16 protein-coding genes are annotated in these 25,280 nt (G+C 66.6%); 11 read left to right on the top strand and 5 right to left on the bottom strand.

What is annotated here, in order from left to right; all coding sequences use genetic code 11:
* Nucleotides 1–5 precede the first annotated feature (5 nt).
* From accC to OKA11_RS16260, 5 genes are all read left to right on the top strand, one after another.
* Complete coding sequence (gene accC / locus OKA11_RS16280) at nucleotides 6–1,355, top strand: acetyl-CoA carboxylase biotin carboxylase subunit (protein WP_267222190.1); 1,350 nt, start codon at nucleotides 6–8, stop codon at nucleotides 1,353–1,355.
* 32 nt (nucleotides 1,356–1,387) lie between these two features.
* Entirely contained in the window at nucleotides 1,388–2,335 is a 948-nt protein-coding gene (locus tag OKA11_RS16275; RefSeq protein ID WP_267222189.1) for an acetyl-CoA carboxylase carboxyltransferase subunit alpha, read from the top strand.
* Between the two features lie 184 nt (nucleotides 2,336–2,519).
* Nucleotides 2,520–5,906 carry a glycosyl hydrolase 2 galactose-binding domain-containing protein gene (locus tag OKA11_RS16270; RefSeq protein WP_267222187.1) on the top strand — a complete coding sequence of 1,129 codons (3,387 nt, stop codon included), beginning with the start codon at nucleotides 2,520–2,522 and terminating at the stop codon, nucleotides 5,904–5,906.
* Between the two features lie 2 nt (nucleotides 5,907–5,908).
* Nucleotides 5,909–6,688, top strand: a complete 780-nt coding sequence (locus OKA11_RS16265; RefSeq protein ID WP_267222185.1) for a GDSL-type esterase/lipase family protein — start codon at nucleotides 5,909–5,911, stop codon at nucleotides 6,686–6,688.
* Nucleotides 6,685–8,139 (top strand): carboxylesterase/lipase family protein, encoded by a 1,455-nt coding sequence (locus tag OKA11_RS16260; protein ID WP_267222183.1) that lies wholly within the window; start codon nucleotides 6,685–6,687, stop codon nucleotides 8,137–8,139. The genes OKA11_RS16265 and OKA11_RS16260 overlap by 4 nt, the downstream gene beginning before the upstream one ends.
* 32 nt (nucleotides 8,140–8,171) lie before the next feature.
* On the opposite strand, the gene OKA11_RS16255 is transcribed toward OKA11_RS16260, so the two are convergent.
* Nucleotides 8,172–9,080, bottom strand: a complete 909-nt coding sequence (locus OKA11_RS16255) for an ROK family protein (RefSeq protein WP_267222181.1) — start codon at nucleotides 9,078–9,080, stop codon at nucleotides 8,172–8,174.
* 164 nt (nucleotides 9,081–9,244) lie between these two features.
* On the bottom strand, nucleotides 9,245–10,435 hold the full coding sequence (locus OKA11_RS16250) for an ROK family transcriptional regulator (RefSeq protein ID WP_267222179.1): 1,191 nt from the start codon (nucleotides 10,433–10,435) through the stop codon (nucleotides 9,245–9,247).
* Between the two features lie 365 nt (nucleotides 10,436–10,800).
* Here OKA11_RS16250 and OKA11_RS16245 point away from each other — a divergent pair, with 365 nt between their 5' ends.
* The 4 genes from OKA11_RS16245 to OKA11_RS16230 all read left to right on the top strand — a co-directional run bounded on the left by OKA11_RS16245 (nucleotide 10,801) and on the right by OKA11_RS16230 (nucleotide 19,206).
* Nucleotides 10,801–13,851, top strand: coding sequence for a TonB-dependent receptor (locus tag OKA11_RS16245; RefSeq protein WP_267222177.1), 3,051 nt, complete (start codon nucleotides 10,801–10,803; stop codon nucleotides 13,849–13,851).
* Between the two features lie 111 nt (nucleotides 13,852–13,962).
* Nucleotides 13,963–15,498, top strand: a complete 1,536-nt coding sequence (locus OKA11_RS16240) for a tryptophan halogenase family protein (RefSeq protein WP_267222176.1) — start codon at nucleotides 13,963–13,965, stop codon at nucleotides 15,496–15,498.
* 8 nt (nucleotides 15,499–15,506) lie between these two features.
* On the top strand, nucleotides 15,507–17,957 hold the full coding sequence (locus OKA11_RS16235) for a glycoside hydrolase family 3 protein (RefSeq protein WP_267222173.1): 2,451 nt from the start codon (nucleotides 15,507–15,509) through the stop codon (nucleotides 17,955–17,957).
* Nucleotides 17,958–17,979: 22 nt separating this feature from the next.
* Entirely contained in the window at nucleotides 17,980–19,206 is a 1,227-nt protein-coding gene (locus tag OKA11_RS16230; protein WP_267222171.1) for a glycoside hydrolase family 27 protein, read from the top strand.
* Nucleotides 19,207–20,126: 920 nt separating this feature from the next.
* Here the strand turns inward: OKA11_RS16230 and OKA11_RS16225 are convergent.
* The 3 genes from OKA11_RS16225 to OKA11_RS16215 form a co-directional block, all read right to left on the bottom strand.
* The gene (locus tag OKA11_RS16225) at nucleotides 20,127–20,351 is read right to left on the bottom strand and encodes a hypothetical protein (protein WP_267222169.1); all 225 of its coding nucleotides are present in this window, start codon (nucleotides 20,349–20,351) and stop codon (nucleotides 20,127–20,129) included.
* Nucleotides 20,352–20,559: 208 nt separating this feature from the next.
* On the bottom strand, nucleotides 20,560–21,228 hold the full coding sequence (locus OKA11_RS16220; protein WP_267222167.1) for a DUF1109 domain-containing protein: 669 nt from the start codon (nucleotides 21,226–21,228) through the stop codon (nucleotides 20,560–20,562).
* Entirely contained in the window at nucleotides 21,225–21,764 is a 540-nt protein-coding gene (locus tag OKA11_RS16215) for a sigma-70 family RNA polymerase sigma factor (protein WP_267222165.1), read from the bottom strand. The genes OKA11_RS16220 and OKA11_RS16215 overlap by 4 nt, the downstream gene beginning before the upstream one ends.
* A 169-nt stretch (nucleotides 21,765–21,933) precedes the next feature.
* Here OKA11_RS16215 and OKA11_RS16210 point away from each other — a divergent pair, with 169 nt between their 5' ends.
* Nucleotides 21,934–24,159, top strand: a complete 2,226-nt coding sequence (locus OKA11_RS16210; RefSeq protein WP_267222163.1) for a tetratricopeptide repeat protein — start codon at nucleotides 21,934–21,936, stop codon at nucleotides 24,157–24,159.
* Between the two features lie 41 nt (nucleotides 24,160–24,200).
* Nucleotides 24,201–24,602, top strand: a complete 402-nt coding sequence (locus tag OKA11_RS16205) for a hypothetical protein (protein ID WP_267222161.1) — start codon at nucleotides 24,201–24,203, stop codon at nucleotides 24,600–24,602.
* Nucleotides 24,603–25,280: the final 678 nt, after the last annotated feature.

Below are 25,280 nucleotides of genomic sequence, written 5' to 3'. Positions count from 1 at the left end.
ATCTGATGGCCATCAAGCGCCTCCTGATTGCCAACCGCGGCGAGATCGCGCTGCGCATCCACCGCGCCGCGCGCGAGATGGGCATCGAGACCGTCGCGGTGCACTCCACCGCCGATGCCGACGCCATGCACGTGCGCCTTGCCGACCACGCGGTCTGCATCGGCCCGCCGGCGGCGAAGGATTCGTACCTCAACGTGGCGGCGATCATCGCCGCTGCCGAGATCACCCATGCCGATGCGATTCACCCCGGCTACGGCTTCCTTTCGGAGAACGCCCAGTTCGCCGAGATCGTCGAGGCGCATGGCCTGATCTGGGTCGGCCCCAAGCCCGAGCACATCCGCACGATGGGCGACAAGGTGGAAGCCAAGCGCACCGCAGGGGCCCTCGGCCTGCCGCTGGTGCCCGGCTCGGACGGCGCGATCGAGGACTTCGCGGTTGCCCGCGACCTTGCCGAGACGATCGGCTATCCGGTCATCATCAAGGCCGCTTCGGGCGGCGGCGGGCGCGGCATGAAGGTCGTGAACACGGCCGAGGAACTCGAAAGCCAGATGGGCCAGGCCCGTTCGGAGGCGAAGGCCGCCTTCGGCGATGCCACCGTCTACATGGAAAAGTACCTCGGCAACCCGCGCCACATCGAGTTCCAGATCTTCGGTGACGGCAAGGGCGAGGCGGTCCACCTGGGTGAGCGCGACTGCTCGCTGCAGCGCCGCCACCAGAAGGTGCTGGAAGAAGCGCCCTCGCCGGTCATCACCCCCGAAGAGCGCGACCGCATGGGCGGCATCGTCGCCAAGGCGATGGCCGACATGGGCTATCGCGGCGCCGGCACCATCGAGTTCCTTTGGGAAAACGGTGAGTTCTACTTCATCGAGATGAACACCCGCCTGCAGGTGGAGCATCCGGTGACCGAGGCCATCACCGGCGTCGACCTTGTCCGCGAACAGATCCGCGTCGCCGAAGGCAACCCGCTGTCGTTCAAGCAGGACGAGATCGAGTTCAAGGGCCACGCCATCGAATGCCGCATCAACGCGGAAGACCCGTGGAACTTCACGCCGTCGCCGGGGCAGGTCACTGCCTACCACGCGGCGGGCGGCATGAACGTGCGCGTCGATTCGGGGCTCTATGCGGGTTACCGCATCCCGCCCTACTACGATTCGATGATCGGCAAGCTCATCGTCTCGGGCCGTACCCGCAAGGGCGCGATCATGCGCCTGAAGCGTGCGCTCGATGAAATGGTGATCGACGGCGTCAAGACCTCGATTCCGCTGCATCAGGCGCTGCTGGACGATCCCGAGTTCCAGAGCGGCGACTATACCATCAAGTGGCTGGAAGAGTGGCTGGCGAAGCGCGCCTCCTGAGGCGCGCGGCAACAGACCTGAACGGATAGAGCATGATCTCGTTTCTTGAATTCGAAAAGCCGATCGCGGAACTGGAAGCGCGCATTGCCGAACTGCGCGCCACCGCCAGCGGCAGCGATCTCGACATCGCGTCCGAGATCGGCCGCCTGGAAAAGAAGAGCGCGGCGCTGCTGAGCGGCACTTATGCCAAGCTCTCGCCCTGGCAGAAGACGCAAGTGGCGCGCCATCCGCAGCGCCCTCACTTCGTCGACTACCTCGCGCTCGGCTTTACCGAGTTCGTGCCGCTGGGCGGTGACCGTCTCTATGGCGAAGACCAGGCGATCATCGGCGGTCTGGCCAAGCTCAATGGCCGCAAGGTCATGCTGATCGGCCACGAGAAGGGCTCCGACACCACCTCGCGCATCCGCCACAACTTCGGCATGGCCAAGCCCGAAGGCTACCGCAAGGCGATCCGCCTGATGGAAATGGCCGGCAAGTTCGGCCTGCCGGTGGTCACGCTGGTCGATACCGCCGGTGCCTTCCCCGGCGTCGAGGCCGAGGAACGCGGCCAGGCGGAAGCGATTGCCCGTTCGATCGAGGCCTGCCTCGGCGTGCCGGTGCCGATGGTCTCGGCCATCGTCGGCGAGGGCGGCTCGGGCGGCGCGGTGGCGCTGGCTGCTGCCGACCGCGTGCTGATGCTGGAACACTCGATCTATTCGGTGATCTCGCCCGAGGGCGCCTCGTCGATCCTCTGGCGCACGCCCGACAAGGCCGCCGATGCGGCCGAGGCGATGAAGGTGACGGCGCAGGACCTGCTCTCGCTGGGCGTGATCGAGCGCGTGGTGGCCGAGCCGACCGGCGGCGCCCACCGCGATGCCGGCAAGACCGCGCAGGCCCTGCTGGGCGCGATCGAGCAGGAACTCGACGTGCTCTCCGCGCTGCCGACCGGCGACCTGCTGGCCCGCCGCGAGGAACGCTTCCTGAAGATCGGCCGGGCCTGAGTTCAGGCTTCGATCGCAAGATTTCGCACGGCGCGGGAAGGGCAGGGCTCTTCCCGCGCCGTTTGCGTTTGGGCACCGTAATTTTGCGTGTCCGATTATATAAAAACATTTGGCTTTTTGTCCCGGTACGTGTTTGGTGTCCGAGAAAGCCCGAAATCGGGCCGCGACATGGAAAGGGACGAGGATGAGCAACGGGGCGAATGTGCGCGCGCGCACGGCATGGATGACGGCCTGCGCGATGGCGGTGCTGGCAACTTCGCAGGCCGCAACCGCCCAGGTCGCCGGACCTTTCGACCTTGCCGTGATCCCCGCCAGCCCCGTCTGGTCGCGCGATGTCACCGTGCCGGCGGGCGAGTGGACGCTCTCCTTCTGGGCCTCGCTTGACGGTAAGGACGGCGGCACGCTGGCCGCATTGGCAGGCAAGGACGGCGATACCGCGCTCGTCTCGGTGGCGGTGACCGGCGGCAAGCCGGTGCTCACCGCCAATGGCCAGGCCGCCAGCGGCGCGGCGCTGCGCGGCGGCGGCTGGCACCGTTTCGCGCTCGTCAGCACGGCCAAAGGTTTGACCCTCTCGGTCGACGGCAAGCCCGCCGCCACGCTCGCCCAGCCGCTGAACGCACAGTTCGCGCGCCTGCTGGTCGGTTCGGCTCCGGCGTCTGCTGCACACATTGCCGGCCTGCGCCTCGATGCCGGGACTTACGCGGCCACTGCCACGCCGCCCAATCCAGCGCTGATCCAGTTCGCCGAAACCAGCCCGCGCTGGCCGCTGCAGGTGCGCCAGATGCAGGGACAGGTCACCCCGCAGCCCGCATCGACGCTGCCGCGCGGGGCCGCGGCGGACAAGCCGGTCGCCAAGCCCGTGCCGCAAGTCGCGCCGCTTGCCGAAGCAGGTGCGGGCAAGTGGACGCTGCAGAAGTGGACGCTCGCCGCCGCGCCGGACGTGAACGGCGAAGCCGCCGCGATCTCGCGTCCCGGTTTCGGCGACGCCAGGTGGTATGCCGCCACCGTTCCCGGCACCGTGCTGACCACGCTGGTCGATCGCGGCGTCTATCCGGACCCGGCGCACGGCCTCAACAACCTCGTCATCCCGGAAAAGCTCGCGCATCAGGACTACTGGTATCGCACCGAGTTCGATTTGCCCGCCGGTGCCAGCGGCCGCCACCTCGAACTGCTGCTGAACGGCGTCAACTTCGCGTCGCAAGTCTGGGTCAACGGCACCGAAGTCGGCACCACCAAGGGCGCCTTCGTGCGCGGCAAGTTCGATGTCTCGGCGATGCTGAAGCCGGGCCGCAATGCGATTGCCGTGCGGGTTTCGCCGCCGCCGCGCCCGGGCGTGGCGCATGAGGAATCGCTGACCTCGGGCGTCGGCGAGAACGGCGGCATGATGATGCTCGACGGGCCGACTTTCGGCGCCTCGGAGGGCTGGGACTGGATCCCGACCATCCGCGACCGCCAGACCGGGCTCTGGCAGGACGTCCAGCTGCTCGCCAGCGGCGATGCGCAGATCGGCGATCCGCAAGTCGTCACCACGCTGCCCAAGGCGGACAACAGCGTGGCCGATATCGAGATCACCGTGCCGGTCACCAACCTGTCGGACCATGCGGTCACCGCCACCGTGCGCGCCGCGTTCGACGATGTGGCGGTGGAGCGCCAGGTGACCGTGCCCGCCCGCCAGTCGGTCGCCGTGCGCTTCTCGCCCGAGACCGACGCCGCGCTTGCCGTCAACAATCCGAAGCTGTGGTGGCCCAACGGCTACGGCGCCCCGGCGCTGCACATGCTGCACCTGACCACCGCCATCGATGGCCAGCCGTCGGACAGCAAGGACGTGCGCTTCGGCATGCGTCAGGTCACTTACGAAATGTCGCTGGTGGACGGCGACGGCAAGCTCGACCGCGTGGCCATCGATTTCGAGAAGGCCCGCAAGCTGGGCCAGCAGATCGTCGACGAGCGCCACGATGCGATCCGGCAGGTGCCGGGCGGCTGGGCCTATTCCTTCGCGGCCGGAGCGGAAAAGTCCCCCGCCGTTACCCCGATTGCCGGGGACCAGGGGCTCTCGCCCTTCCTCGTGATCCGCGTCAACGGCGTGCGCATTGCCGCGCGCGGCGGCTCGGTGGGCATGGACGACTTCATGAAGCGCGTCGATCGCGCGCATCTGGAGCCCTATTTCAAGCTGCACCAGGACGCGCACGTCAACGTGATCCGCAACTGGGTGGGCCAGAACACGCAGGCCAGCTTCTTCGATCTGGCCGACGAATATGGCCTGATGGTCATGAGCGATTTCTGGGAATCGACGCAGGACTACAACATCGAGGCGCAGGACCCCACGCTGTTCATGGACAATGCGAAGGACGTGGTGGCGCGCTTCCGCAACCACCCTTCCATCGTCCTGTGGTTCGGCCGCAACGAAGGCGTGCCGCAGCCGATCCTCAACGAGGGGCTGGACGAGATGCTGCGCAAGGAGGACGGCACCCGGCTCTACATGGCCTCTTCCAACCGCATCAACCTGCACGATTCCGGCCCCTACAACTGGCGTGAGCCGGAAAAGTACTTCACCGAATATTCGAAGGGCTTTGCGGTCGAGGTCGGCACCCCCTCGTTCCCGACGCTGGAATCGTGGGAACGCGCGATCCCGGCGAGCGAGCGCTGGCCGATCAGCGACACCTGGGCTTATCACGACTGGCACCAGACCGGGAACGGCGCGGTCAAGAGCTTCACCGATGCCATGGACCGCGAATTCGGCAAGCCGACCAGCCTGCCCGACTTCGAACGCAAGGCGCAGATGCTGGAATACGAAAGCTACCGTGCGGTGTTCGAAGGCATGAACGCGGGGCTGTGGACCACCAATTCCGGCCGCATGCTGTGGATGACGCAGCCCGCCTGGCCGAGCTCGGCCTGGCAGGTGTTCTCCTCCGACTACGACACCCACGGCGCGTTCTACGGCATGAAGAAGGCTTCCGAGCCGGTGCACGTGCAGATGAACCTGCCCGATCACAAGGTGATCCTCGTCAACAACCGCATGGCCGCGCTGCCGGGCATGACGGTGCGCGCCACGGTGCAGGCGCTCGACGGGCGCACGCTTGCCACGCGCGATGCCAAGGTGGACGCGGTGGCGGGCAAGGTGGCCGATGCCTTTACGCTGGACCTCGCCCCGCTGATGGCTTCGGGGCCGGTGCTGGTGCGTCTGGAAGCGCTGGACGCGTCCGGTGCGCGGCTTTCGGACAACTTCTACTGGCAGGCCGCCAGCGACGAGGCGCTGCAGGCGCTGAGCGCGATGGCTACGGTATCGCTGACGGGCGCCGCCAAGGTCGGCACCGATGGCAGCGATACGAAGATCGTCGTCACCCTCACCAACCCCGGCAAGACCGCCGCGATCCAGACCAAGCTCACGCTGTTCGATGCCAAGGGCAAGCAAGTGCTTCCCGCCTACTTCTCGGACAACTATGTCTCGCTGCTGCCGGGGGAAACCCGCGAGGTGACGGTGACCGCACCGAGCGCGCTTGTGGGCGGTTCACCCTCGGTCAAGCTGCGCGGCTGGAACGTTGCCGCCCAGTCCATTGCCGTAGGGAACTGATCGTGAAGCCTATTCTTGCCTGTCTTGCCCTGACTGCCACCGTGCTGCCCGCCTCGGCGATGGCGCAGGCCCCGCAAACCGCGCCTGCCGCACCCAATGCCGGGGCGCAGGCGGCAGAGGAGCGCCTCCACAACGACTGGGCCTGGACCGCGTACTACCGCCAGGCCAATGCGGTGGACGCCGCCAAGGCGCCGCGCCCGCGCGTGGTGCTGATGGGCGATTCGATCACGCAGGGCTGGTACGATCTCGACCGGGCCTTCTTCACGCCCGGCCGGATCGGGCGCGGCATCGGCGGGCAGACGACCTCGCAGATGCTGCTGCGCTTCCGGCAGGACGTGATCGACCTCAAGCCCGACGTCGTCCAGATCATGGCGGGCACCAACGACATTGCCAGCAACACCGGCCCGATCAGCGACGAGGCGATCGAGGGCAATTACCGCTCGATGGTGGAACTGGCGCAGGCGCACGGCATCCGCGTGATCCTCGCCTCGATCCCGCCGGCGGACCAGTTCCCCTGGCGTCCGGGGCTGGAGACGGGGATGCACATCGTCAAGCTCAACACCTGGCTGAAGAGCTATGCGGCGAAGACCGGTTCGGTCTACGCCGATTACTGGACGGCGATGAAGGGCTCCGGCCTCGGCGCGCGGGACGGGCTGACCTCGGACCACGTCCATCCCACGGTTGCCGGATATGAAGTGATGAACAAGGTGGCCGAAGCGGCGATCAAGGCCGCGCTCGCCAAGCCTGCGCCGCGTGCCCTGGCGGCGGCCAACGTGCCATGAGCCTGGCGCTCGCCGCGCTGGCGCTGGCTTCCGCAACGGCTACAGCCCCCGTCGTCCAGACCGAGGCGGGCACCGTCGAAGGCGAGACCGGCGCGGACGGGCGGGCGATGTTTCGCGGCATTCCCTTCGCGGCGCCGCCGGTGGGGGATTTGCGCTTCCGCGCGCCGCAACCGGTCAGGCATTGGCAAGGCAAGCGGGAGGCGGTGAAGTCCGCCCCCGCCTGCCTGCAGGTCGATTACGGCTGGAACAGCGAGGCGGCGGCCTACCAGTCGGAAGACTGCCTCTACCTCGACGTGGCGACGCCCACGCTGCATCCCGCCAAACCCTTGCCGGTCATGGTGTGGATCCATGGCGGCGGCAACCGCGCAGGGGGAGGGCCGGGTCCGGCTGCCTCGCCGATCGTGTCGCGCGGGGTGGTGCTGGTCAGCGTGCAGTACCGGCTTTCCGCGCTGGGCTTCCTGTCGCACCCGGCGCTGGGCAAGCAGTCCGGCAATTACGGGCTGATGGACCAGCAGGCGGGCCTGCGCTGGGTGCAGGCCAATATCGCCCGCTTCGGCGGCGATCCGGCCAATGTGACGATCTTCGGCGAATCCGCAGGAGCGCAGGACGTTGGCCTGCAGATGCTCTCGCCCGGCGCGAAGGGCCTGTTCCACAAGGCGATCGAGGAGAGCGGCAGCGCCGGGTTCGGCCTGCCGCCGCGCTCGCTGGCACAGAACGAGGCGGTGGGCGAGATGATTGCCAGGGCGGCGGGCGCTCCTGCCCATGCCACCGCGGCGCAGCTGCGCGCTCTGCCCGCCAAGGCGCTGATCGAGGCAGCAGAACATGCCGATGTGCCGCACCTCGACGATGACAGCTTCATCTGGCTGCAGGCGGTGGTCGACGGCAAAGTGCTGACCGAGACCCCCGAGGCCTCGCTGGCGAAGGGTGTGGGCCGCGATATTCCGCTGATCCTTGGCATCAACCGTCTCGAACTCGGCCTCTACGGCACGCCCGAGCGCGCGATCGCGCAGGGCTTCGGCGATAACGCCGCCGCCGCCATGCAGGCTTACGGCCTCGCCCCCGGCGGCACCCCGCCTGCCGATCTGGCGCTGCGGCTGGCGAACGACCTGACGTTCCGCTGCCCCTCGCTTCATGTCGCGGCCGAACATGCGCGCAGCGGCGGGGCGACCTGGCACTACCAGTTCGACATCGATGGGCCGGACGGAAAGCCGGTGACGCACGGTTCGGAAATCCGCTTCGTGCTGGCGGAAGCTGGCGCTGCCCCTGATGCGGTGGCGCCGCTCGCAGCCTACTGGGTGAACTTTGCGCGCACCGGCAATCCGAACGGGAAGGGCCTGCCGCAGTGGCCGCGTTTCGGCACCGGGGCTGCAAGCCTTGAATTCACCGCCACGGGGTCGCGAGAGGTCGAGGGGCTGTCGGCGCAGACTTGCGCGCTGCGCTCGGCTCCCTGAATGGGTGTCCGGGCCGGTGGCCCGGACTTCGATCAGGCCTCGCCGACATCCCAGAGCAGCGCGGCGCCGCGCACGCCCGAACTGTCTCCCCAGCGTGCCTGCACGACTTTGCCGGTCCAGGCGCCCGAGAACGTGCGCTGGCGGATCGTTTCGGCAAGTCCCTCGTAGATCGGCGCAACGTTCGACATGCCGCCGCCCAGCACGATGGCATCGGGATCGAGCAGGTTGGCGACTACCGAGAGGCCGCGAGCCAGCCGGTCGCGATAGCGCTCCAGCGCCATCCTCGCCTCGGGATCGCCGTTGACGGCGGCCTCGACGATGGCGGGTGGATCAAGCTCGCGCCCGGTCGCGGCGGCAAAGGCGCGGCGGAAGCCGGTGCCCGAGACCCACGATTCGAAACAGCCGCTGAGCCCGCACCAGCACTTCGGCGCGGGCAGTTCGTCGGCGCCGGGATCGGGCAGCGGCATATGGCCGAGTTCGCCGCCGAGGCCGTGGGCACCGTCCACCAGGGTACGGCCGATCACCACGCCGCCGCCGCATCCGGTGCCGACGATCAGGCCGAACACCGAATGGTGTCCCGCCGCCGCCCCGTCGATCGCTTCGGAAAGCGCAAAGCAGTTGGCATCGTTGGCAAGCCTCACTTCGCGCGCCAGCGCCGTCTCGAGATCGCGCAGGAACGGGCGGCCATTGAGATAGACCGAGTTGGCGTTGCGCATCAGTCCGGTGGCCCGCACCAGCGAGCCGGGGGTGCCGATGCCGATCCGGGCGCTGCGGCCCAGCCGGGTCTCGACCGCACCGACGAGTTCGCGCAAGGTCGCGAGCGCGGTGTCGTAGTCGCGCGGGGTGTCGGTGCGCTGGCGGTGCAGCACATCGCCCTTTTCGTCGAGCACGGCCGCCTCGATCTTGGTGCCGCCGAAATCGATGCCGATGCGCAGCGTCACAGTGCCGCCCGGCGGTACAGCGCAGAGCGCTTCAGAGGTTGCGCCAAGCGCTTCATAGGTCTCTCCCGTCGCGGTCGCACGGCCTTGTGCCCGGCGCGTCCCGCCCGAATTTCACGATCGACCTATCATGGCAGCAAGATTGATTAAGACAAATTCTTTTTTTTTTAGATAGCCGGAACGCGGCCCGCCTGCATCAGGATCGCGTCCGAAGGGAGCAGTTGATCGAGGAAGGGCAGGATCGCGGCGCCGATCGCCGGGGCATCGCTGGCCATTTGCGCGGGCTGGACGGGAACCCGCACCGGCATCGGCACTTGCGCCAGCGCCGCCTCGATCCGGGCGGAAAGCCGCTCGATCAGCGGCACCGGCAGGCGCCCACCGATGAGGATGGCATCGGGATCGAGCAGGCAGGTGACCGCCACCAGCGGGGCGGTGAGGGCGCGGGTGGCATCGGCGATCCATTGGTCGACAGTGGTCGCCATGACCGGGTCGAGCGCCAGCAGGTCGTCGAGCCTTTCCAGGCTGCGTCCGGCCTGCTCCAGCCGCTCCTCGATGGCGGACAGCGATACCGTGTCCTGTACGAGGGCCCCCGGGAAGGGGCCTGCCGGGTCGGGCAGGAGGCCGATTTCGCCGCTGCGCAGCCGTGCGCCGCGGTAGTAGCTGCCGTCGATCACCGGGCCGCCGCCAAGCCCGGCGGTGATCAGCACGTAGAAGAAGCTGGCCCGGTCCTGCCCGCCAACGCCTTGCGCCTCGCCAAGCGCTGCGGCTGCCGCGTCGTTGTCTACATGGACCGGCCAGGGCAGGACGTCCTTGAGCAGGCTGGCGAAATCGACCGCGCTCCAGCGCTCGTAACCCCTGGGCTTGTGGGGCAGGGTGATGCCGCCGAGATCGTCGGGGCGGGCCACGCCGACGCCGAGCACACGGTCGGGGTCGACCCCGCCGGCGGCCAGCAATCCGCCGAGTTCCTCGGCAATGATGGAGACGACGTCCTCGGGCAGCGCAAAGCGCACTTCACGGGTGACGCGGCTGCGCACGTCACCGGCCAGATCGAGGGTGACGAGGGTGATGTGGTCGCGGTCGACATTGAGGCCGATCGCGAAGGCGCCGTCGGGGTGGATCGCCAGGCGCAGCGCGGGCTGGCCGCGGCCGCCGTGCTTGCGGCCCAATTGCGCGACGAGGCCCATGTCCTCGAGCCGGGTGGTGATGTTGGCGATGGTCGGCGGGGTCAGGCCGGTCTGCTGGGCCAGCGCGATGCGGGTGGTCTCGCCGGAGAGGCGGATCGCCTGAAGCACGATCCGCTGGTTGTAATCGCTCGCCCGCGCCAGATTCGTTCCCGACAGCGAGACCGCAAGCCGCATGCCGGCCGGCTGTTTGCCTGCGGCGGGATTTCCGTTTTGTTGCAACGATGTCACGGTCGCGGCGTCGGCCATCCCATCCGGGAGGGAGCCCTCGCTGCGCGGTTTTCCGCCGGACTCGGGCATCTTGCGGGTGCGATCCTCTCTGTTCATGGCTCCTGACTACATCCGCTGCGCTGCGCAAACTAACAAAAAAGAAAAAATTTAAGTTGACGGGCCAGGGCCTTTGGGCGGATGTCTAAGGCAACACGAGGCAGCAGAACCCTCGTGGCGGGAGAGAGCAGTCGCACGGCAAGAAGCCGGTACCCCTCTCCGCATGCACAAATGAGGCGCCACGCGACACGCGGGCGAGGAGAGGAGTTGAGGGAATGAAGCACAAGAGCTTGATGAATCGTGCCGTCCTGCTGGCGGCGACGTCGCTCGCCACGTTCGGCATGGCCAGCGGCGCATCGGCGCAGGACGCGGCGGCAACCCCTGCCGATAGCGCTGCTCCCGCCGGCGGCGACGAGATCGTCATTACCGGTATCCGCGGTTCGCAGGAACGCGCCGTCGCGATCAAGCGCGAGGCGACTTCGGTGGTCGATTCGATCTCGGCCGAGGACATCGGCAAGCTGCCCGACGTCACCATTTCCGACTCGCTCCAGCGCATCCCGGGCGTGCAGATCCTGCGCAGCGCAGGCGAAGGTTCGACCATCAACATCCGCGGTCTGCCGCAGGTCGTCACGCTGATGAACGGCGAGACCTACCTCGGCGCCCAGTCGATCACCTCGGTCCAGCCCAATTTCAACGACATTCCCTCGCAGCTCTTTGCCGGCGCCGACGTCATCAAGTCGACCACCGGCAGCCTGCTCAATTCGGGCATCACCGGCACCGTCAATCTGCGCACCCGCCGCCCGTTCGACCTCAAGGAAGGCCTGACCCTCGCGGCGGCCGCCGAAGGCGCCTATGGCGATAAGACCAAGCACAAGTTCGACCCGAACTTCAACGGCTTGATCTCGTGGCATAACGACCGGTTCGGCTTCATGGTCTCGGCCGCCTATTCGGACGTGCGCCTGTCGAACTCGCACAACGGCATCCAGGAAGGCTACGGCGCCACCCTGCATAACGAAGGCACCGCCGACGCCACGTCGAACGGCGGCTTCTCGCCCTCGTTTCGTCCGCGCGGCACCGCCGTTGCCGGCGGTGTCGACGTCAATGGTGACGGCGATTCGAACGATGCCTTCATCGTGCCGCAGGGCTTCACCGGCTGGAACAAGATCAACCAGCGCCAGCGTCTGGGCATCAACGGCTCGGCGCAGTGGATGATCAACGATGCGCTGACCCTGACCGGCGACGCCTTCTTCACCAAGCAGACCGAGCATGACCGCACGGCCGGCTTCCAGATGCAGGACGTCAACTGGCAGGCGGCGGAATTCGTGCCCGGCGCCTCGCGCGATACCGGCGCGACCTATGTCGGCGGCGATGGACGCACCTACAACATCAACACCACCCAGGTGTACAACTACGATCTCGGCAACTTCGATTCCTACGCCCAGACCGATCGTTATCGCTCGCAGTCGCAGAACTACAACCTCGAGCTGAAGTTCGACAACGGCGGTCCGTTCAAGGCCACCCTGCGCGGCGTCTACGGCAAGGCGCACCAGTACTACGACCAGAGCTATCTGCAGTTCAGCCTCTCGGACGGCCAGCAGTGGCAGCCCGGCGGCGTCGGTCACTATCCGACAGGCGACCGCGTGTTCAACGCGAACGGCTACACGGTCAACACGATCGCCGGCCTGAACTCGCTGCCCGCCGTGGTGGACTTCACCGGCAACAAGCCGGTCTTCACGCTGCCCTCGCAGTTGCTCGACAGCCTTGGCGACATGAGCAACTACGCGCTCAAGACGATGTCGTCGGAAGGCAACTACCGCAAGAACGGCGACATGAAGGTCCTGCGCGCGGATGGGTCCTATGAAGCCAGCCCGGACCTCACGATCAGCTTCGGCGGCCGCTATTCGGAACGCTCGGTCAGCGATTACGAGTTCGACCGCGCGGCCCCGCTCTACGCCGGGCAGGCCAGCGACCCGAACGGCTGCCTCGTGAAGTGGAAGGCCTTCGACGTGCCGATGAGCAACAGCTCGTGCAGCGCCGGCGATGCCTCGGGCTACTACACCGCCGGGCTCACCCGCCTTGCCACCGATCCGACGCTGGCCAGCATGGTCAAGCTGTTCAACCCCGGCGTTGCCGGCGTGCCGAACATGTACGTGCTCGACCCCAAGGCGATGGACAACGCGCTGGCGTTCCAGAACAGCTTCTACCCCGGCAACGTCGAGGTGATGAACCCCGGCTCGTCGTACAAGGTCGGCGTCAAGCAGATCTCGGGCTATGTCCAGACCGACTTCCATGGCGACCTCTTCGGCCTGCCGTTCTCGGGTAATGCGGGCGTCAAGGTGATCAACACCAAGCTCGACATCACCCAGTATGTGACCGGCGATCCGCAGCCTTACGGCCTTGCCAACACGCTGGCCGGTTCGGTCAATACCAAGCGCAGCTTCACCGACATCCTGCCTGCCTTCAACGTCGCCTTCGACCTGGCGCAGAACCTCAAGCTGCGCTTCGCGATGTCGCGCACGATGACGCTGCTCGATCTCAACCAGTGGGGCGGCGGCCTGACCCCGAACTACGCGATCGACACCAGCATTCCGGGCACCCCGGTGTTCCGCGTGACCGGCGGCAGCCAGAGCGGCAACCCGCAGCTCGATCCCTGGCGCGCCACCAATGTCGAGGGTTCGCTCGAATACTACCTCGGCCGCGGCAGCCTGCTGAGCGTGGGTGCCTTCCACATCAGCGTCGACAGCTTCATCCAGAGCGGCAACGTCATCCGCACCGACCTGCCGGACAACGACGGCGTCGTGCGCGGCCGCACGGTGTCGATCAGCACCCCGGTGCAGGGCACCGGCGGCACGCTGCAGGGCGTGGAAGCGGGGGCCAAGCTCTCGTTCCTCGACCTCTCGTTTATGCCGGACTTCCTGCGCAACTTCGGTATCGACAGCAACTTCACCTACTCGCCGTCCGATACCGGCAAGAAGGACCTGTCGGGCAGCACGATTCCGTTCCAGGACAACTCCAAGATCCAGACCAACCTGGCGCTGTTCTACCAGGACTCGCACTTCCAGGCCCGCGTCGCGTGGAACTACCGTTCGGAGCGTGCCGTGCAGTCCGACTTCGGCGGCATTTCCGGCCTCGAACTCTACCAGGCGCCGACCAACTACATCGACGCTTCGGTCAGCTACGACATCACGCCGAACGTGACGATCTACGGCCAGGGTTCGAACCTCACCGGCGAGTACGAGAAGTACTACCTCACCTGGAAGGACCAGAAGGCTTACAACAATATCTTCGAACGCCGCTTCACCGTGGGCGCGCGCGTCAAGTTCTAACCGGACCCTCCCCCTTTCCCCCCGCCCACTCCTCCTCCGGGCGGGGGGGATCCCTTTTTCGAGGACTTGCGGTACCACATCTCCGGGCCGCGTCTTCGGGGAGAGCGACACATGGCGAACCAGCAGATCCGTTCCATCCTCATCGCCGGCGGCGGCACGGCGGGGTGGATGGCCGCCAACCTCCTGGCGACGCGGCTGCGCCGCCTTCCGATCGAGATCACCCTGGTCGAAAGCCCCGAGATCGGCACCGTCGGCGTCGGCGAGGCGACCGTTCCGGCGATCCGTGACTACTTCAAGGCCATCGGGGTGACCGAGGCCGAAGTCATGCAGGCCTCGCAGGGCACCGTGAAGCTGGGCATCGAGTTCCGCGACTGGCGGGCGCCGGGTACCAGCTTTTTCCATCCTTTCGGCCGCTACGGTGTCGACGCCTTCTCGGTGCCGTTCCACCAGTACTGGCTGAAGCGCCGCATGGCGGGCGACGAGACGCCGCTGGCCGAATATTGCCTGCCGACCCAGGCGGCGATGCGCAATCTCATGCTGCTGCCGCCCGACCAGCCGGTCAACGACCTTGGCGTGTTCGACTGGGCGATCCATTTCGACGCGGGCCTGTTTGCCCGCTTCCTCGCCCAGCGTGCGCGTGACACGCTGGGCGTGCGCCACGTGCAGGGCACGATCTCAGCCGCCAGCCGCGACGGGGAGAGCGGGCGCATCGCCTCGGTCACGCTCAGCGACGGGCGCAGCCTCGAGGCCGACCTGTTCGTCGATTGCTCGGGCTTCCGCAGCCTCATGCTGGGCCAGACGCTGGAAGTGCCTTACGAGGACTGGACGCACCTCTTGCCATGCGACCGGGCGGTGGCGATGCCCTGCGCCCACGGCGACGAACTCACCCCCTATACCCGCAGCACCGCGCGCGAGGCGGGCTGGCAGTGGCGCATTCCGCTGCAGCACCGGGTCGGCAACGGCTACGTCTATTCGAGCCGCCATATCTCGGATGACGAGGCGGCCGCCACCCTCATCGCCAGCCTCGAGGGCGAGGCACTGGCCGAACCCAACATGCTGCGCTTCCGCACCGGTCACCGCACCAAAGTCTGGGAGAAGAACTGCGTGGCGCTCGGCCTTGCGGCCGGCTTCCTCGAGCCGCTGGAATCGACCTCGATCGTGCTCATCCAGAGCGGCATCGAACGCCTGCTCGCGCATTTCCCCGACCGCGATTTCGATCCCTCGCTGGCGGACGAGTTCAACCGCATCACCGCGCTCGAATATGCGCGGATCCGCGACTTCCTGCTGCTGCACTACTGGGGCGGCCAGCGCGGGGAAGCGCTGTGGCAGGAGTGCCGCGCGCTCGACCTGCCCGAAACGCTGGCCCAGCGCATCCGCGCCTACAAGGGGGCGGGCAAGCTGCCGCGCTTCGAGTGGGATTCGTTCCAGCCGCCAAGCTGGCTGTCGATGTTTGCCGGCTTCGAGATCATCCCCGCGCGCTACGACCCGCTGGCAGACCAGTTCACCACCGAGGAGCTGGGCGGCACATTTGCGCAGATGCGCGCCGCCATTGCCCGCGCGGTCTCGCTTGCGGGCAGCCACGAACAATTCATTGCCGAGACCTGGGCTGTGCCTGCTGCGCAGCATTCGGCACCCCAGCCCGCCTAGGAAAACCGATGCGACTGACGCTTTGCCTTCTCGCCCTGTCCTGCGCCGCCGTGCCGCTGGCCTCGGCCCTTGCCGATGCCCCGCTGCCGGAAGCCGCCACCGCGCATCCCGACCTCTGGCCCAAGGCGCATAGCGTCGGCCTCGTCGATCCCGCGACCGAGGCGAAGATCACCAAGATGATGGCTGAAATGTCGGTGCGCGAGAAAGTCGGGCAGATGATCCAGCCCTCGATCGCCGCGATGAAGCCGGAAGAACTGCGCGAATATCCGGTCGGATCGATCCTTGGCGGCGGCAACGATCCGCCGCTTTCGGGCAACGACCGGGGCCCTGCCAGCGACTGGATCGCCACCGCCGAAGCCTTCCGTCAGGTCTCGATCGAGAAGCGCCCCGGCCACGTGCCGATCCCGGTGATTTTCGGCATGGATTCGGTCCACGGCAACTCGAACGTCTTCGGCGCCACGATCTTCCCGCACAACATCGGCCTGGGCGCGATGCGCGATCCGGCGCTGATGGAGAAGATCGGTCAGGTGACGGCTGCCGAAAGCGCCGCCTCGGGCTTCGACTGGGCTTTCGGTCCCACCGTCACCGTGCCGCAGGACGATCGCTGGGGCCGCGCTTATGAAGGCTATTCGGAACGCCCGGAGATCACCCGCGAATACTCCGCCGCGATGGTGCGCGGACTTCAGGGTGCGCCCGGCAAAAGCCGCATCCAGAACGGCAATGTCGCCGCCTCGATCAAGCACTTCCTGGCGGACGGCGGCACCCATGGCGGCATCGACCAGGGCGATGCGCAAGTGCCCGAGAAGGACCTGATCGAGCTGCACGTGCCCGGCTATGTCAGCGGCATCGATGCCGGCGCGATGACGGTCATGGCCAGCTTTTCCTCGTGGAACGGGGTCAAGAACCACGGCAACCGGACGCTGCTGACCGACGTGCTCAAGGGCCGTCTCGGCTTCGAGGGCTTCACCGTGGGCGACTGGAACGCGCATGGCCAGATCCCCGGCTGCACCAACGGCAATTGCGCGGCCACCTTCAACGCCGGCCTCGACATGGCCATGGTGCCGAACGACTGGAAGGACCTGTTCAACAACACGCTGAAGCAGGTTCAGGACGGCACGATCCCGATGGCGCGGGTGGACGATGCGGTGCGCCGCATCCTGCGCGTGAAGTTCAAGCTGGGCCTGTTCGATCCGGCCCGCCCTTATGAGCACCGCACCGAACTCGGCACGGCGGAACACCGCGCGGTGGCCCGCCAGGCAGTTTCGGAATCGCTGGTGCTGCTCAAGAACAACGGCGCGCTGCTGCCGATCAGGCCGGGCCAGAAGGTGCTCGTCACCGGCACCCATGCCGACGATATCGGCATGCAGACCGGCGGCTGGACGATGTCGTGGCAGGGCACCGGCAACACCAATGCCGACTTCCCCGGTGCCACCTCGATCTGGGGCGGCCTCAAGACCGCGATCGAGGCTGCCGGCGGCACCGCCACGCTCAGCGCCGATGGCAAGGTCACGGGCGCCAAGCCCGACGTCGCCGTCGTCGTCTTCGGCGAGACGCCTTATGCCGAAATGGTCGGCGACATTTCCACGCTGGAATTCCAGCCGGGTGACAAGCAGGCGCTCGCGCAGCTCAAGGCGCTGAAGGCGCAAGGGATTCCGGTCGTCTCGGTGTTCATTTCGGGCCGTGCGCTCTGGGTGAACCCGGAGATCAACCAGTCCGACGCCTTTGTCGCCGCCTTCCTGCCCGGCTCCGAGGGCGAGGGGCTGGCCGACGTGCTGGTCGCGAAGAAGGACGGCATGCCGAACAAGGACTTCCGCGGCAAGCTCAGCTATTCCTGGCCGAAGAACGCGGGCCAGTTCCTCAACAATGTGGGCCAGCCGGGTTACGATCCGCAGTTCGCCTATGGCTATGGCCTGACTTATGGCGACAAGGTCACGGTCGGCCCGCTGAGCGAAGTGGCCGGGCTCGATGCCTCGCTTTCCAACGTCTCGGTCTACTATCTGCCGGGCAAGGTGCTGGCGCCGTGGAAGCTGGCGACCCGCGGCGCGGTTACGGTGAAGAACGTCGATGGCGGCGGGACGCAGGAAGGCGCGCGTCAGTTGGCCTTCTCCGGCCCCGGCGAAGTGCGCATCGAAGGGCCGACGGTCGATCTGGGTCGCCAGAGCAACGCCATGCTGTCCTTGCGCATCGATTACCGTATCGACGCCCAAGGTTCGGGGGCGGGGGCGGCTGCTCCCAAGCTGGGCATGGGCGAGATGCTCCTGGGCGGCGCCCAGGTCTTCACCGCCGCGCCGGGCCAGTGGGCCAGCGTCAAGGTCTCGCTCTCCTGCTTCGCCAAGGCCGGGGCTGACATGACGAAGATCGCCCGTCCCTTCGTGCTGCAAGGCAATGCGGGCCAGACGATCGCCATCTCCACCGTCAAGCTCGATGCCGATCCCACCGGCGCGATCTGTCCTGACTAAGTTTTCAAGAGAGAATTCCCCCATGTCGCGACTTGCGAAATTCGCTGCGCTCGCCCTGAGCCTTGCCCCTGTGGCTCTCACCAATCCGGCGCTGGCGGAGGAAGTGGACCAGAACCGCCTGCCGCCCTCGCAGGACCCGACGCGCGTTGCCAACGGCCTCGCGCAGACGCCGCCGATGGGCTGGAACAGCTGGAACAAGTTCGCCTGCAACATCTCGGAAAAGACCATCCGTGACACGGCCGATGCGCTGGTCGCCAATGGCATGAAGCAGGCGGGCTACACCTACCTCGTGATCGACGACTGCTGGCACGGCGAGCGTGATGCCAGGGGCTTCATCACCGCCAATGCCAAGGCTTTCCCCTCGGGCATCAAGGCACTGGCGGATTACGTCCACTCGAAAGGCCTCAAGTTCGGCATCTATTCGGACGCCGGCACCAAGACGTGCGGCGGCCGTCCGGGTAGCCAGGGGCACGAGTACCAGGACGCGATCACCTATGCCTCGTGGGGGGTGGATTACCTCAAGTACGACTGGTGCAGCACCGGCAGCCGCAATGCCGAGGAAGCCTATGCGCTGATGTCCGACGCGCTGCGCTCCACCGGGCGCGACGTGCTGCTCTCGCTGTGCGAATGGGGCACCAACAAGCCCTGGCTCTGGGCCTCGAAGATCGGCAACATCTGGCGCACTACCGCGGACATCACCGACAAGTGGTCGGGCAAGCATGGCTATGCGCTCGGCATGCTCGACATCGTCGATCTCAACGAGCCGCTCTGGCCCTACGCTGCGCCGGGGCACTGGAACGATCCGGACATGCTTGAAGTCGGCAACGGCGGCATGACCACCACCGAATACCGCAGCCACTTCTCGCTCTGGGCGATGATGGCCTCGCCGCTGATCGCCGGTAACGACGTGGCGAACATGAGCGAGGAGACCAGGGCGATCCTGCTCAACAGCGACGTCATCGCGGTCGATCAGGACCGGCTGGGCCGCCAGGGGCGCCGCGTGGCCAAGGATGGAAACGGCGAAGTCTGGGTCCGCACACTGGCCGATGGAAAGCGCGCCGCGCTGCTGTTCAACCGCGGCGAGACACCGGTGAGGCTGACAGTGAACTGGGCGCAGTTGGACTATCCGGCCGGCCAGTCGCTCAAGCTGCGCGACCTGTGGGCGCACCGTGATCTCGGTGCGATGAAAGGCAGCTATGCGGCGACGGTAGAGCCTCACGGCGTTGTCATGGTGACGCTGACGCCCTGATCAGGGATTTCATTTGCGTCCCGATGCGGCGCGAGGGGTGCAGGAAGAGGGGATCTCTCTCAAGCCTCTCGCGCGTGCAACCGGGGCGCAAATGTCAAAATCCATTCACTAGAGCGTTTTCTAATCAGGTGGAATCACCTGATGACTCGGAAAAACGCGGAAAACCAAAATCTTAGAGTAGTTGATCCGATGCGGTCGGATCGGAAACTGCTCTAGCGCGCGCGCTGGGCCAGTGCTGCGTCGAGTCTGGCGATCTGGTTGCGGGCGGCGGCAATAGCGGTGCTGTTGTCGAGAAGGGCGGTCCTGAGGCAGCGGACGCTCATTTCCCCGCTTTCCAGCAAATGCAGGCGGTGCATGGCCCTTTGCCGGCTTTCTGTAAGATCCTGAATGGTTTGCGGCATATCTAAACTCCATGATTCGGAACGATAGGCCGGCGCATTTGCGTTAGGAGGGCTCATCCGCCGGCCTATCGAAACGGCGAATGCTTGCGCGCTCGTCGTTATTTCGAGATGGCGGGTTTACTTGTTAGTTAACCCGCCTTTGCGCGACCGCGAGTGATCGTTTGACTGTTATTCTTAATTTAATTTGAAAATAACTCTCGTATTCGGTGTTGTCCAGAATTTTTGCATTGCGGCGAATCGATTTCGCCTGCTATTCCTGGATTAGACGGGATTTTATAAGCGTTTAGGGTGCAATGCAGCAATAAGCGGCCGGAACAGGTAACCACCTGATGGGTGAATACTATGGACCTTTTACCTCAAACACTTAGGTGCAAATTCAATCGTCATGTGCCTGATCGTCGCAAGGCGGTCTGGGATGGTTCGCATTTCCAGGGGACATGCGAATGTTGTGGCCTGCGCATTCGCAGGGAAGGTCCGGCCAAATGGCGGCGGGATTGGATTGGGTGAATCCTTTCAATATTACTTTTCGTCCATCTCTAAATGTCGCAAGATGTTTCGGTATTCTGATCTTTGGAATGGGATGCCAAATAATCGTCGGTCTATCCGATCGCGCATGTTCCCTGCGTGATCTCTGTCACGCATGGCCGGGGCGAGTTCCTCGCGCAGGGCGTCGGACAGGCCAAGAACCGCGAACGTGCTGGCCGAATAGGCGGCAAAGCTGGCGAACGGGCTCAGGCCGTTCATCGATGTGGCGTTGACGATGTGGTGTTGACGATGTGGCCCGATTGCCGTGCGATCATGTGCGGCGCGAAGGTGCGGATGCCGTTGTAGACGCCGGCGTTGTTGCACGGCCTGTCGGCCGCGCCTGGGTCATGCCGCGGTCATGAACGAGGCGCCGCGTTTGCAAGGCCCGGCGCCTCCAGATGCGTCCGGGCGTTGCCGTGCCGGCGGCCTACCAGCGCAACAGGCGGGGACCGAGCAGCGCGCCAAGGCCAGTGGCGAGCGCGATACCCAGCGAATACCAGGTCAGCACGAAGACCGCCGAGGTTTCCGGGCAATGCAGGCAATAGAGGCAGGCGGCCCAGGCTCCGGCGGCAAGACCGGCGGTTGCCCCTGCCAGCGCGAGGCGGGTGGGGGCGAGGCGCTTCAAGGCCCAGAGCAGCCCGGTCAGGATCGGCAGCGATAGCAGCAGCACCACGCCCGCGCAGGCCTTCCAGCTATGGCCGAGCCACATGTCGAGCCACTGCGCGCGGGGCGTGTGCAGCAGTTCCGCCGTGGCCATGACCGAGAGCAGCGCAAGGGGCAGGAGCAGCAGCCAGAGCTTGCGCTGCGGCCCGCAATCGGGCCGTGCCAGGCGCAGGGTGGCGGCCAGCCCGAGCGCGCCGAGCGTGGCGGCATAGGCTGCCTTCATCCAGAAACCGCCGCCGTGCATCGCCGCCATCAGGTCGTGCCGGATGCCGAGCCCGAGCCCGAGCGCCGCCCCGGTCGCCAGCAGGCCGAGCCCGAGCCCGGTCAGGATGCGCCGCGCGGCGGCATGGCGCGGCACCGCGCACAAGTCCGCGCTCAGCGAGGCGACAAGGCATTCGCAGGTGGTCTTTTCGGTGCTGGCCGGGCCGTTCATCGGATCGCCTCCCGCACCCGCGCGGCCAGCGCCTTGAGGCCGCGATGGGTGGAGACTTTCACGTCGGATTCGCCCATCCCCTCGCGCTCGGCCGCCTCGGCGGTGGAGAGGCCGTCGATCCGCGTCGCACGGATGGCGCGGGCCTGCTTGTCGGGGATCGTCGCCAGCAGGGCCTCGGTGTCGAGGCCGGCGCCCACTTCGTCCTCGAAGCTGGCGATCGAGAGGCTCTCCTCCAGTCCTTCTATCGGCACGGTGCGGCCCTGGCGGCGGAAATGGTCGATCATCTTGTAGCGGGCGATCGCGTAGAGCCAGCCGGTGAAACTGCGCGCGCGGTCGTAGGTCATGCGGCGGGTGTGCAAGGCGATCAGCGTTTCCTGCAAGAGATCCTCGATATCGTCGTCGCGCCCGGCCATGCGGCGGCGGAAGAAGGCGCGCAGACGCGGCACCAGCGCATCGAGCAGCCGGGCATAGGCTTTGCCGTCGCCGTCGAGGGCGCGGATCATCCAGTCCCTGAGTTCGGTTTCACCGGTGCGCATCAACATGTCCACGGGAGTTCGCGGCAGAACCCCGCGACGTTACACCGGGGCAGGCGATGCGCGAGGTTTTTTCTGATCCCTCGGGGGTTTTGCGGAGAAGCATCCTCACCGCCCGTGAACCCTGTCTGCCTAGCTCTACCCCTGCGGACCGAGAGGCAGGGAGGCGGGCGTGAGCGGGCTGGAAGCGTTGATGATCAAGGCCAAGGGCGCGGCCCGGCGCGGCGAGACGGAGGCGGCGCGGGCGCTCTACCGCGAGGCGCTTTACCGCTTCCCGCGCAATTCGCGCGCGCGCGCGGCGCTGGCGGCGCTGGAGGCGGTCGACGCCGATCCGCCGCGCCAGCGCCTCGATGCGATGATCGCCGCCTACCGGACCGGGGCGATGGACGATGCGGCGCGCCAGGGCGCCCGGCTTTCCGAGGAATTTCCGCGCAGCTTCACCGTCCACAACCTGCAAGGCGCGGCGCTGCTGTCGCTGGGGGTCTTGCCCGCGGCGGAAGCGGCCTTCCGCCGGGCCATCGCCGCGGACCCGGATGCGGCGGCCTGCTACAACAATCTGGCGATCACCCTGCGGCGACAGAACCGCACCCTGGAGGCCGAGAACACCTACAGAGAGGTGATCGCGCGCCACCCCCGCTATGCCGATGCGCGCTACAACCTTGGCAACCTTCTGGACCTGGTCGGACGCCCCCGCGAAGCCGAAGTGGAGTTCGCCGAAACCGTCAAGATCGATCCCGGCTATGTCGAGGCGCATTACAACCTCGGCAACTTGCGGGCGAAGCGGGGGGCGCGGGCGGCGGCGGTCGATTCCTACCGCAAGGCAGTGACCCTCAAGCCCGATCATTCGAACGCCTACAACAACATGGGCGGCGAACTGCTGCTGCTGGACCGGATCGACGAGGCGCTCGAGGCCTATGACCGTGCGATCGCCGCTGATCCCGCCAATAGCCAGGCTCTCGTCAACCGGGGCAAGGCGCTGGTGCTGAAAGGTTCGCTACCCGAGGCGATCGCCGCCTTCCGCCATGCCTTCGCGATGGACCCGGCGGACCGTTCCGCCCTGCTTCAGGCGCTCTTCGAGGAAGCCCATGTCTGCGACTGGAGCCACCGCGACCAGTTCGCCCTGACCGAGGGCCCCGCCGCCGCCGCCGTCCAGCCTTTTGCGGCGCTGCCCTTCCTCGACGATCCGCAGCACCAGTACCGCCGCTCGCTGGCCTGCGCGGCGGTGAAGTTCGGCGCCGTTCCGGAAACCCTGCCCGATCCTGCCCCGTCAGCCGATGGCCGCATCCGCATCGGCTACTTCTCTGCCGACTTCCACGACCATGCGACGATGTACCTGATGAGCGGCCTGTTTCGCGAGCATGACCGCAGCCGCTTCGACATCCGCCTCTACAGCTACGGCCCCCGCGCCGAAAGCGATGCCTCGCGCATCGAACTGCGCCGCCATGCCGGCGCCTTCACCGAGATCGGCCACCTCACCGACCTGCAGGTGCGAGACCTCGCCCGCGACGACGGGCTGGACATCGCCGTCGACCTCAAGGGCTATACGCGCGGCACCCGCAGCGCGATGTTCGGCCTGCGCCTTGCCCCCGTGCAGGTCAGCCACATGGGCTACCCCGGCACCATCGGCCATCCCTGCATCGACTACTTCGTGGCCGACGCGGTGGCGCTGCCTCCCGGCGGCGAGGCCGGGTTCAGCGAGAAGATCGTGCGCCTCGCGGGTTGCTATCAGGCCAACGACGACCGCCGCGCGGTCATCCCGGACACCCGCTCGCGCCCGCACTGGGGGCTGCCGGAGGACGGCTTCGTGTTCTGCTGCTTCAACCACACCTACAAGATCAGCCCGGCCGAGTTCGCCATCTGGATGCGGCTGCTGGAGCAGGTCCCCGGCAGCGTGCTCTGGCTGCTGCGCTCCAACGCCTGGGCGGAGGCGAACCTGCGCCGCCACGCCGAGGCCCACGGCATCGATCCGGCGCGGCTGGTCTTCACCAAGGGCATTGCCCATGGGGAGCACCTCGGCCGCCTCGCCCATGCCGACCTTTTCCTCGATACCTTCAACGTCAACGCCCATACCACCGCGTCCGACGCGCTCTGGGCGGGCCTGCCGATCCTGACGCTGACCGGCCGCCAGTTCGCCGCGCGGGTGGCGACCAGTCTGGTCCACGCGGTCGGCCTGCCCGAAATGGCGGTGAGCGATGCCGGGGCCTACGAAGAGACCGCCCTGGCACTGGCACGCGATCCGCAGCGCCTCGCGGACTTGCGCGCCCGGTTGGCGCAGAGCCGCACCAGCGCGCCGCTGTTCCGTACGGCGGACTACACCCGCCGCCTCGAAGCCGCCTTCACCGCGATGCACCGCCGCCGTCTGGACGGCCTGCCCCCCGATCACTTCGAGGTGGCATAGCCCGCTTGCCTCCGGGGCGCCTGGGATGCCACAAGCAGGGCATGCTAGCTCACACCCGCGCCCTGATCGCCGCCGCCACTTACGCCTTCGTCGCCCGCCGCAAGGTCGCCGGCGTGTTCGACCACTCGGCAGGACGCGACCTCAGGATCGCCGCCGAAAGCCGCGACAACCAGCTTCAGGGCTTCGACGGCGAGCGCGAGACGATGTTCGGCGGCACCCTGCCCGAACTCTTCGACGGCGGCGGCAAGACCTACCTCTCGTTCGAAGTCGAGGGCGCCAAGGCGCAAGGCTACGACCGCGGCTCCTCCACCGCCTTCACCGCACAAGTGGCGGGCCGCGTGGTGCAGGTCTACGACCACGGCCAGGCCGCCTGGTTCGCCTACGATGTGAAGGACATCGACCTCGGCTACGACGCCGACCGCGAAGTAGCCGCCAGTCGCTGATTTGATGCACCGTCATCCCGGCGCATGCTGGGAGCGGTGTAAGACCGGCGGCAGGTTTAAGAAGGTAAGCGAGGATTCCGGGGGCCCTTCGGTAAACTCAGGAGATCCCCCGGGTTCTCGAAATGGCTTCACTGCTCTTCACCTACGCGTCGCGCGCCCCTTGGCGATGGAGGGAGGCAAGGGCCCTTGCGCAAGAGGGGGCCGGTTGCGGATTAGCAAATTGGGACAGCAATCGCAGAGATATTTGTCGTTCACCTTGCGTCGGCTGCTAACCCTTCACAGAGAATTGGCCGCCGATTTTTTGGTCCCATCTGTTGCCCGACCGCATTCGCATCAAAACCCACATGAAAAGGCGCAGGCGAGAAAGGCGAAAGCTCGCGCCGAGGGATAGCAATGACGCCCCCGCCTGTTGGACGGGGGCGTCACCGGCACTCAAGCGCTTGCATCAAGCGCTCCAAAGTAGTGGAAGATTCGGCGCTCCAAACATCCATTGGCGCTCGCCCGCCATCAAAATATGACGGTTGCGTTATAGCCGACGACGCCTGTGAGGGCGGCCAAAGTCGTGATGGAGATCACCCGCGCTAGAGTTGGGCTTTGCTTCGCCACTTCGCGGACGAGAATGTAATGCCCTCCGGCCATCGCAGCCTTGACACCGATCACCCGCAGCGGACTTGGACG

This window comes from Novosphingobium clariflavum (genome assembly GCF_026420865.1).
Lineage (GTDB): Bacteria > Pseudomonadota > Alphaproteobacteria > Sphingomonadales > Sphingomonadaceae > Novosphingobium > Novosphingobium clariflavum.
The sequence above is the reverse complement of the archived record's forward strand: the minus strand, read 5'-3'. Positions and strand labels throughout refer to the sequence as shown.

Excerpts from the sequence above, each read along its gene's own strand:
- accC (WP_267222190.1), top strand. The coding sequence starts at position 6 with ATGGCCATCAAGCGCCTCCTGATTGCCAACCGCGGCGAGATCGCGCTG.
- OKA11_RS16275 (WP_267222189.1), top strand. The coding sequence starts at position 1,388 with ATGATCTCGTTTCTTGAATTCGAAAAGCCGATCGCGGAACTGGAAGCG.
- OKA11_RS16270 (WP_267222187.1), top strand. The coding sequence starts at position 2,520 with ATGAGCAACGGGGCGAATGTGCGCGCGCGCACGGCATGGATGACGGCC.
- OKA11_RS16260 (WP_267222183.1), top strand. The coding sequence starts at position 6,685 with ATGAGCCTGGCGCTCGCCGCGCTGGCGCTGGCTTCCGCAACGGCTACA.
- OKA11_RS16250 (WP_267222179.1), bottom strand. The coding sequence starts at position 10,435 with ATGCGGCTTGCGGTCTCGCTGTCGGGAACGAATCTGGCGCGGGCGAGC.
- OKA11_RS16245 (WP_267222177.1), top strand. The coding sequence starts at position 10,801 with ATGAAGCACAAGAGCTTGATGAATCGTGCCGTCCTGCTGGCGGCGACG.
- OKA11_RS16240 (WP_267222176.1), top strand. The coding sequence starts at position 13,963 with ATGGCGAACCAGCAGATCCGTTCCATCCTCATCGCCGGCGGCGGCACG.
- OKA11_RS16235 (WP_267222173.1), top strand. The coding sequence starts at position 15,507 with ATGCGACTGACGCTTTGCCTTCTCGCCCTGTCCTGCGCCGCCGTGCCG.
- OKA11_RS16230 (WP_267222171.1), top strand. The coding sequence starts at position 17,980 with ATGTCGCGACTTGCGAAATTCGCTGCGCTCGCCCTGAGCCTTGCCCCT.
- OKA11_RS16225 (WP_267222169.1), bottom strand. The coding sequence starts at position 20,351 with ATGAACGGCCTGAGCCCGTTCGCCAGCTTTGCCGCCTATTCGGCCAGC.
- OKA11_RS16220 (WP_267222167.1), bottom strand. The coding sequence starts at position 21,228 with ATGAACGGCCCGGCCAGCACCGAAAAGACCACCTGCGAATGCCTTGTC.
- OKA11_RS16215 (WP_267222165.1), bottom strand. The coding sequence starts at position 21,764 with ATGCGCACCGGTGAAACCGAACTCAGGGACTGGATGATCCGCGCCCTC.
- OKA11_RS16205 (WP_267222161.1), top strand. The coding sequence starts at position 24,201 with ATGCTAGCTCACACCCGCGCCCTGATCGCCGCCGCCACTTACGCCTTC.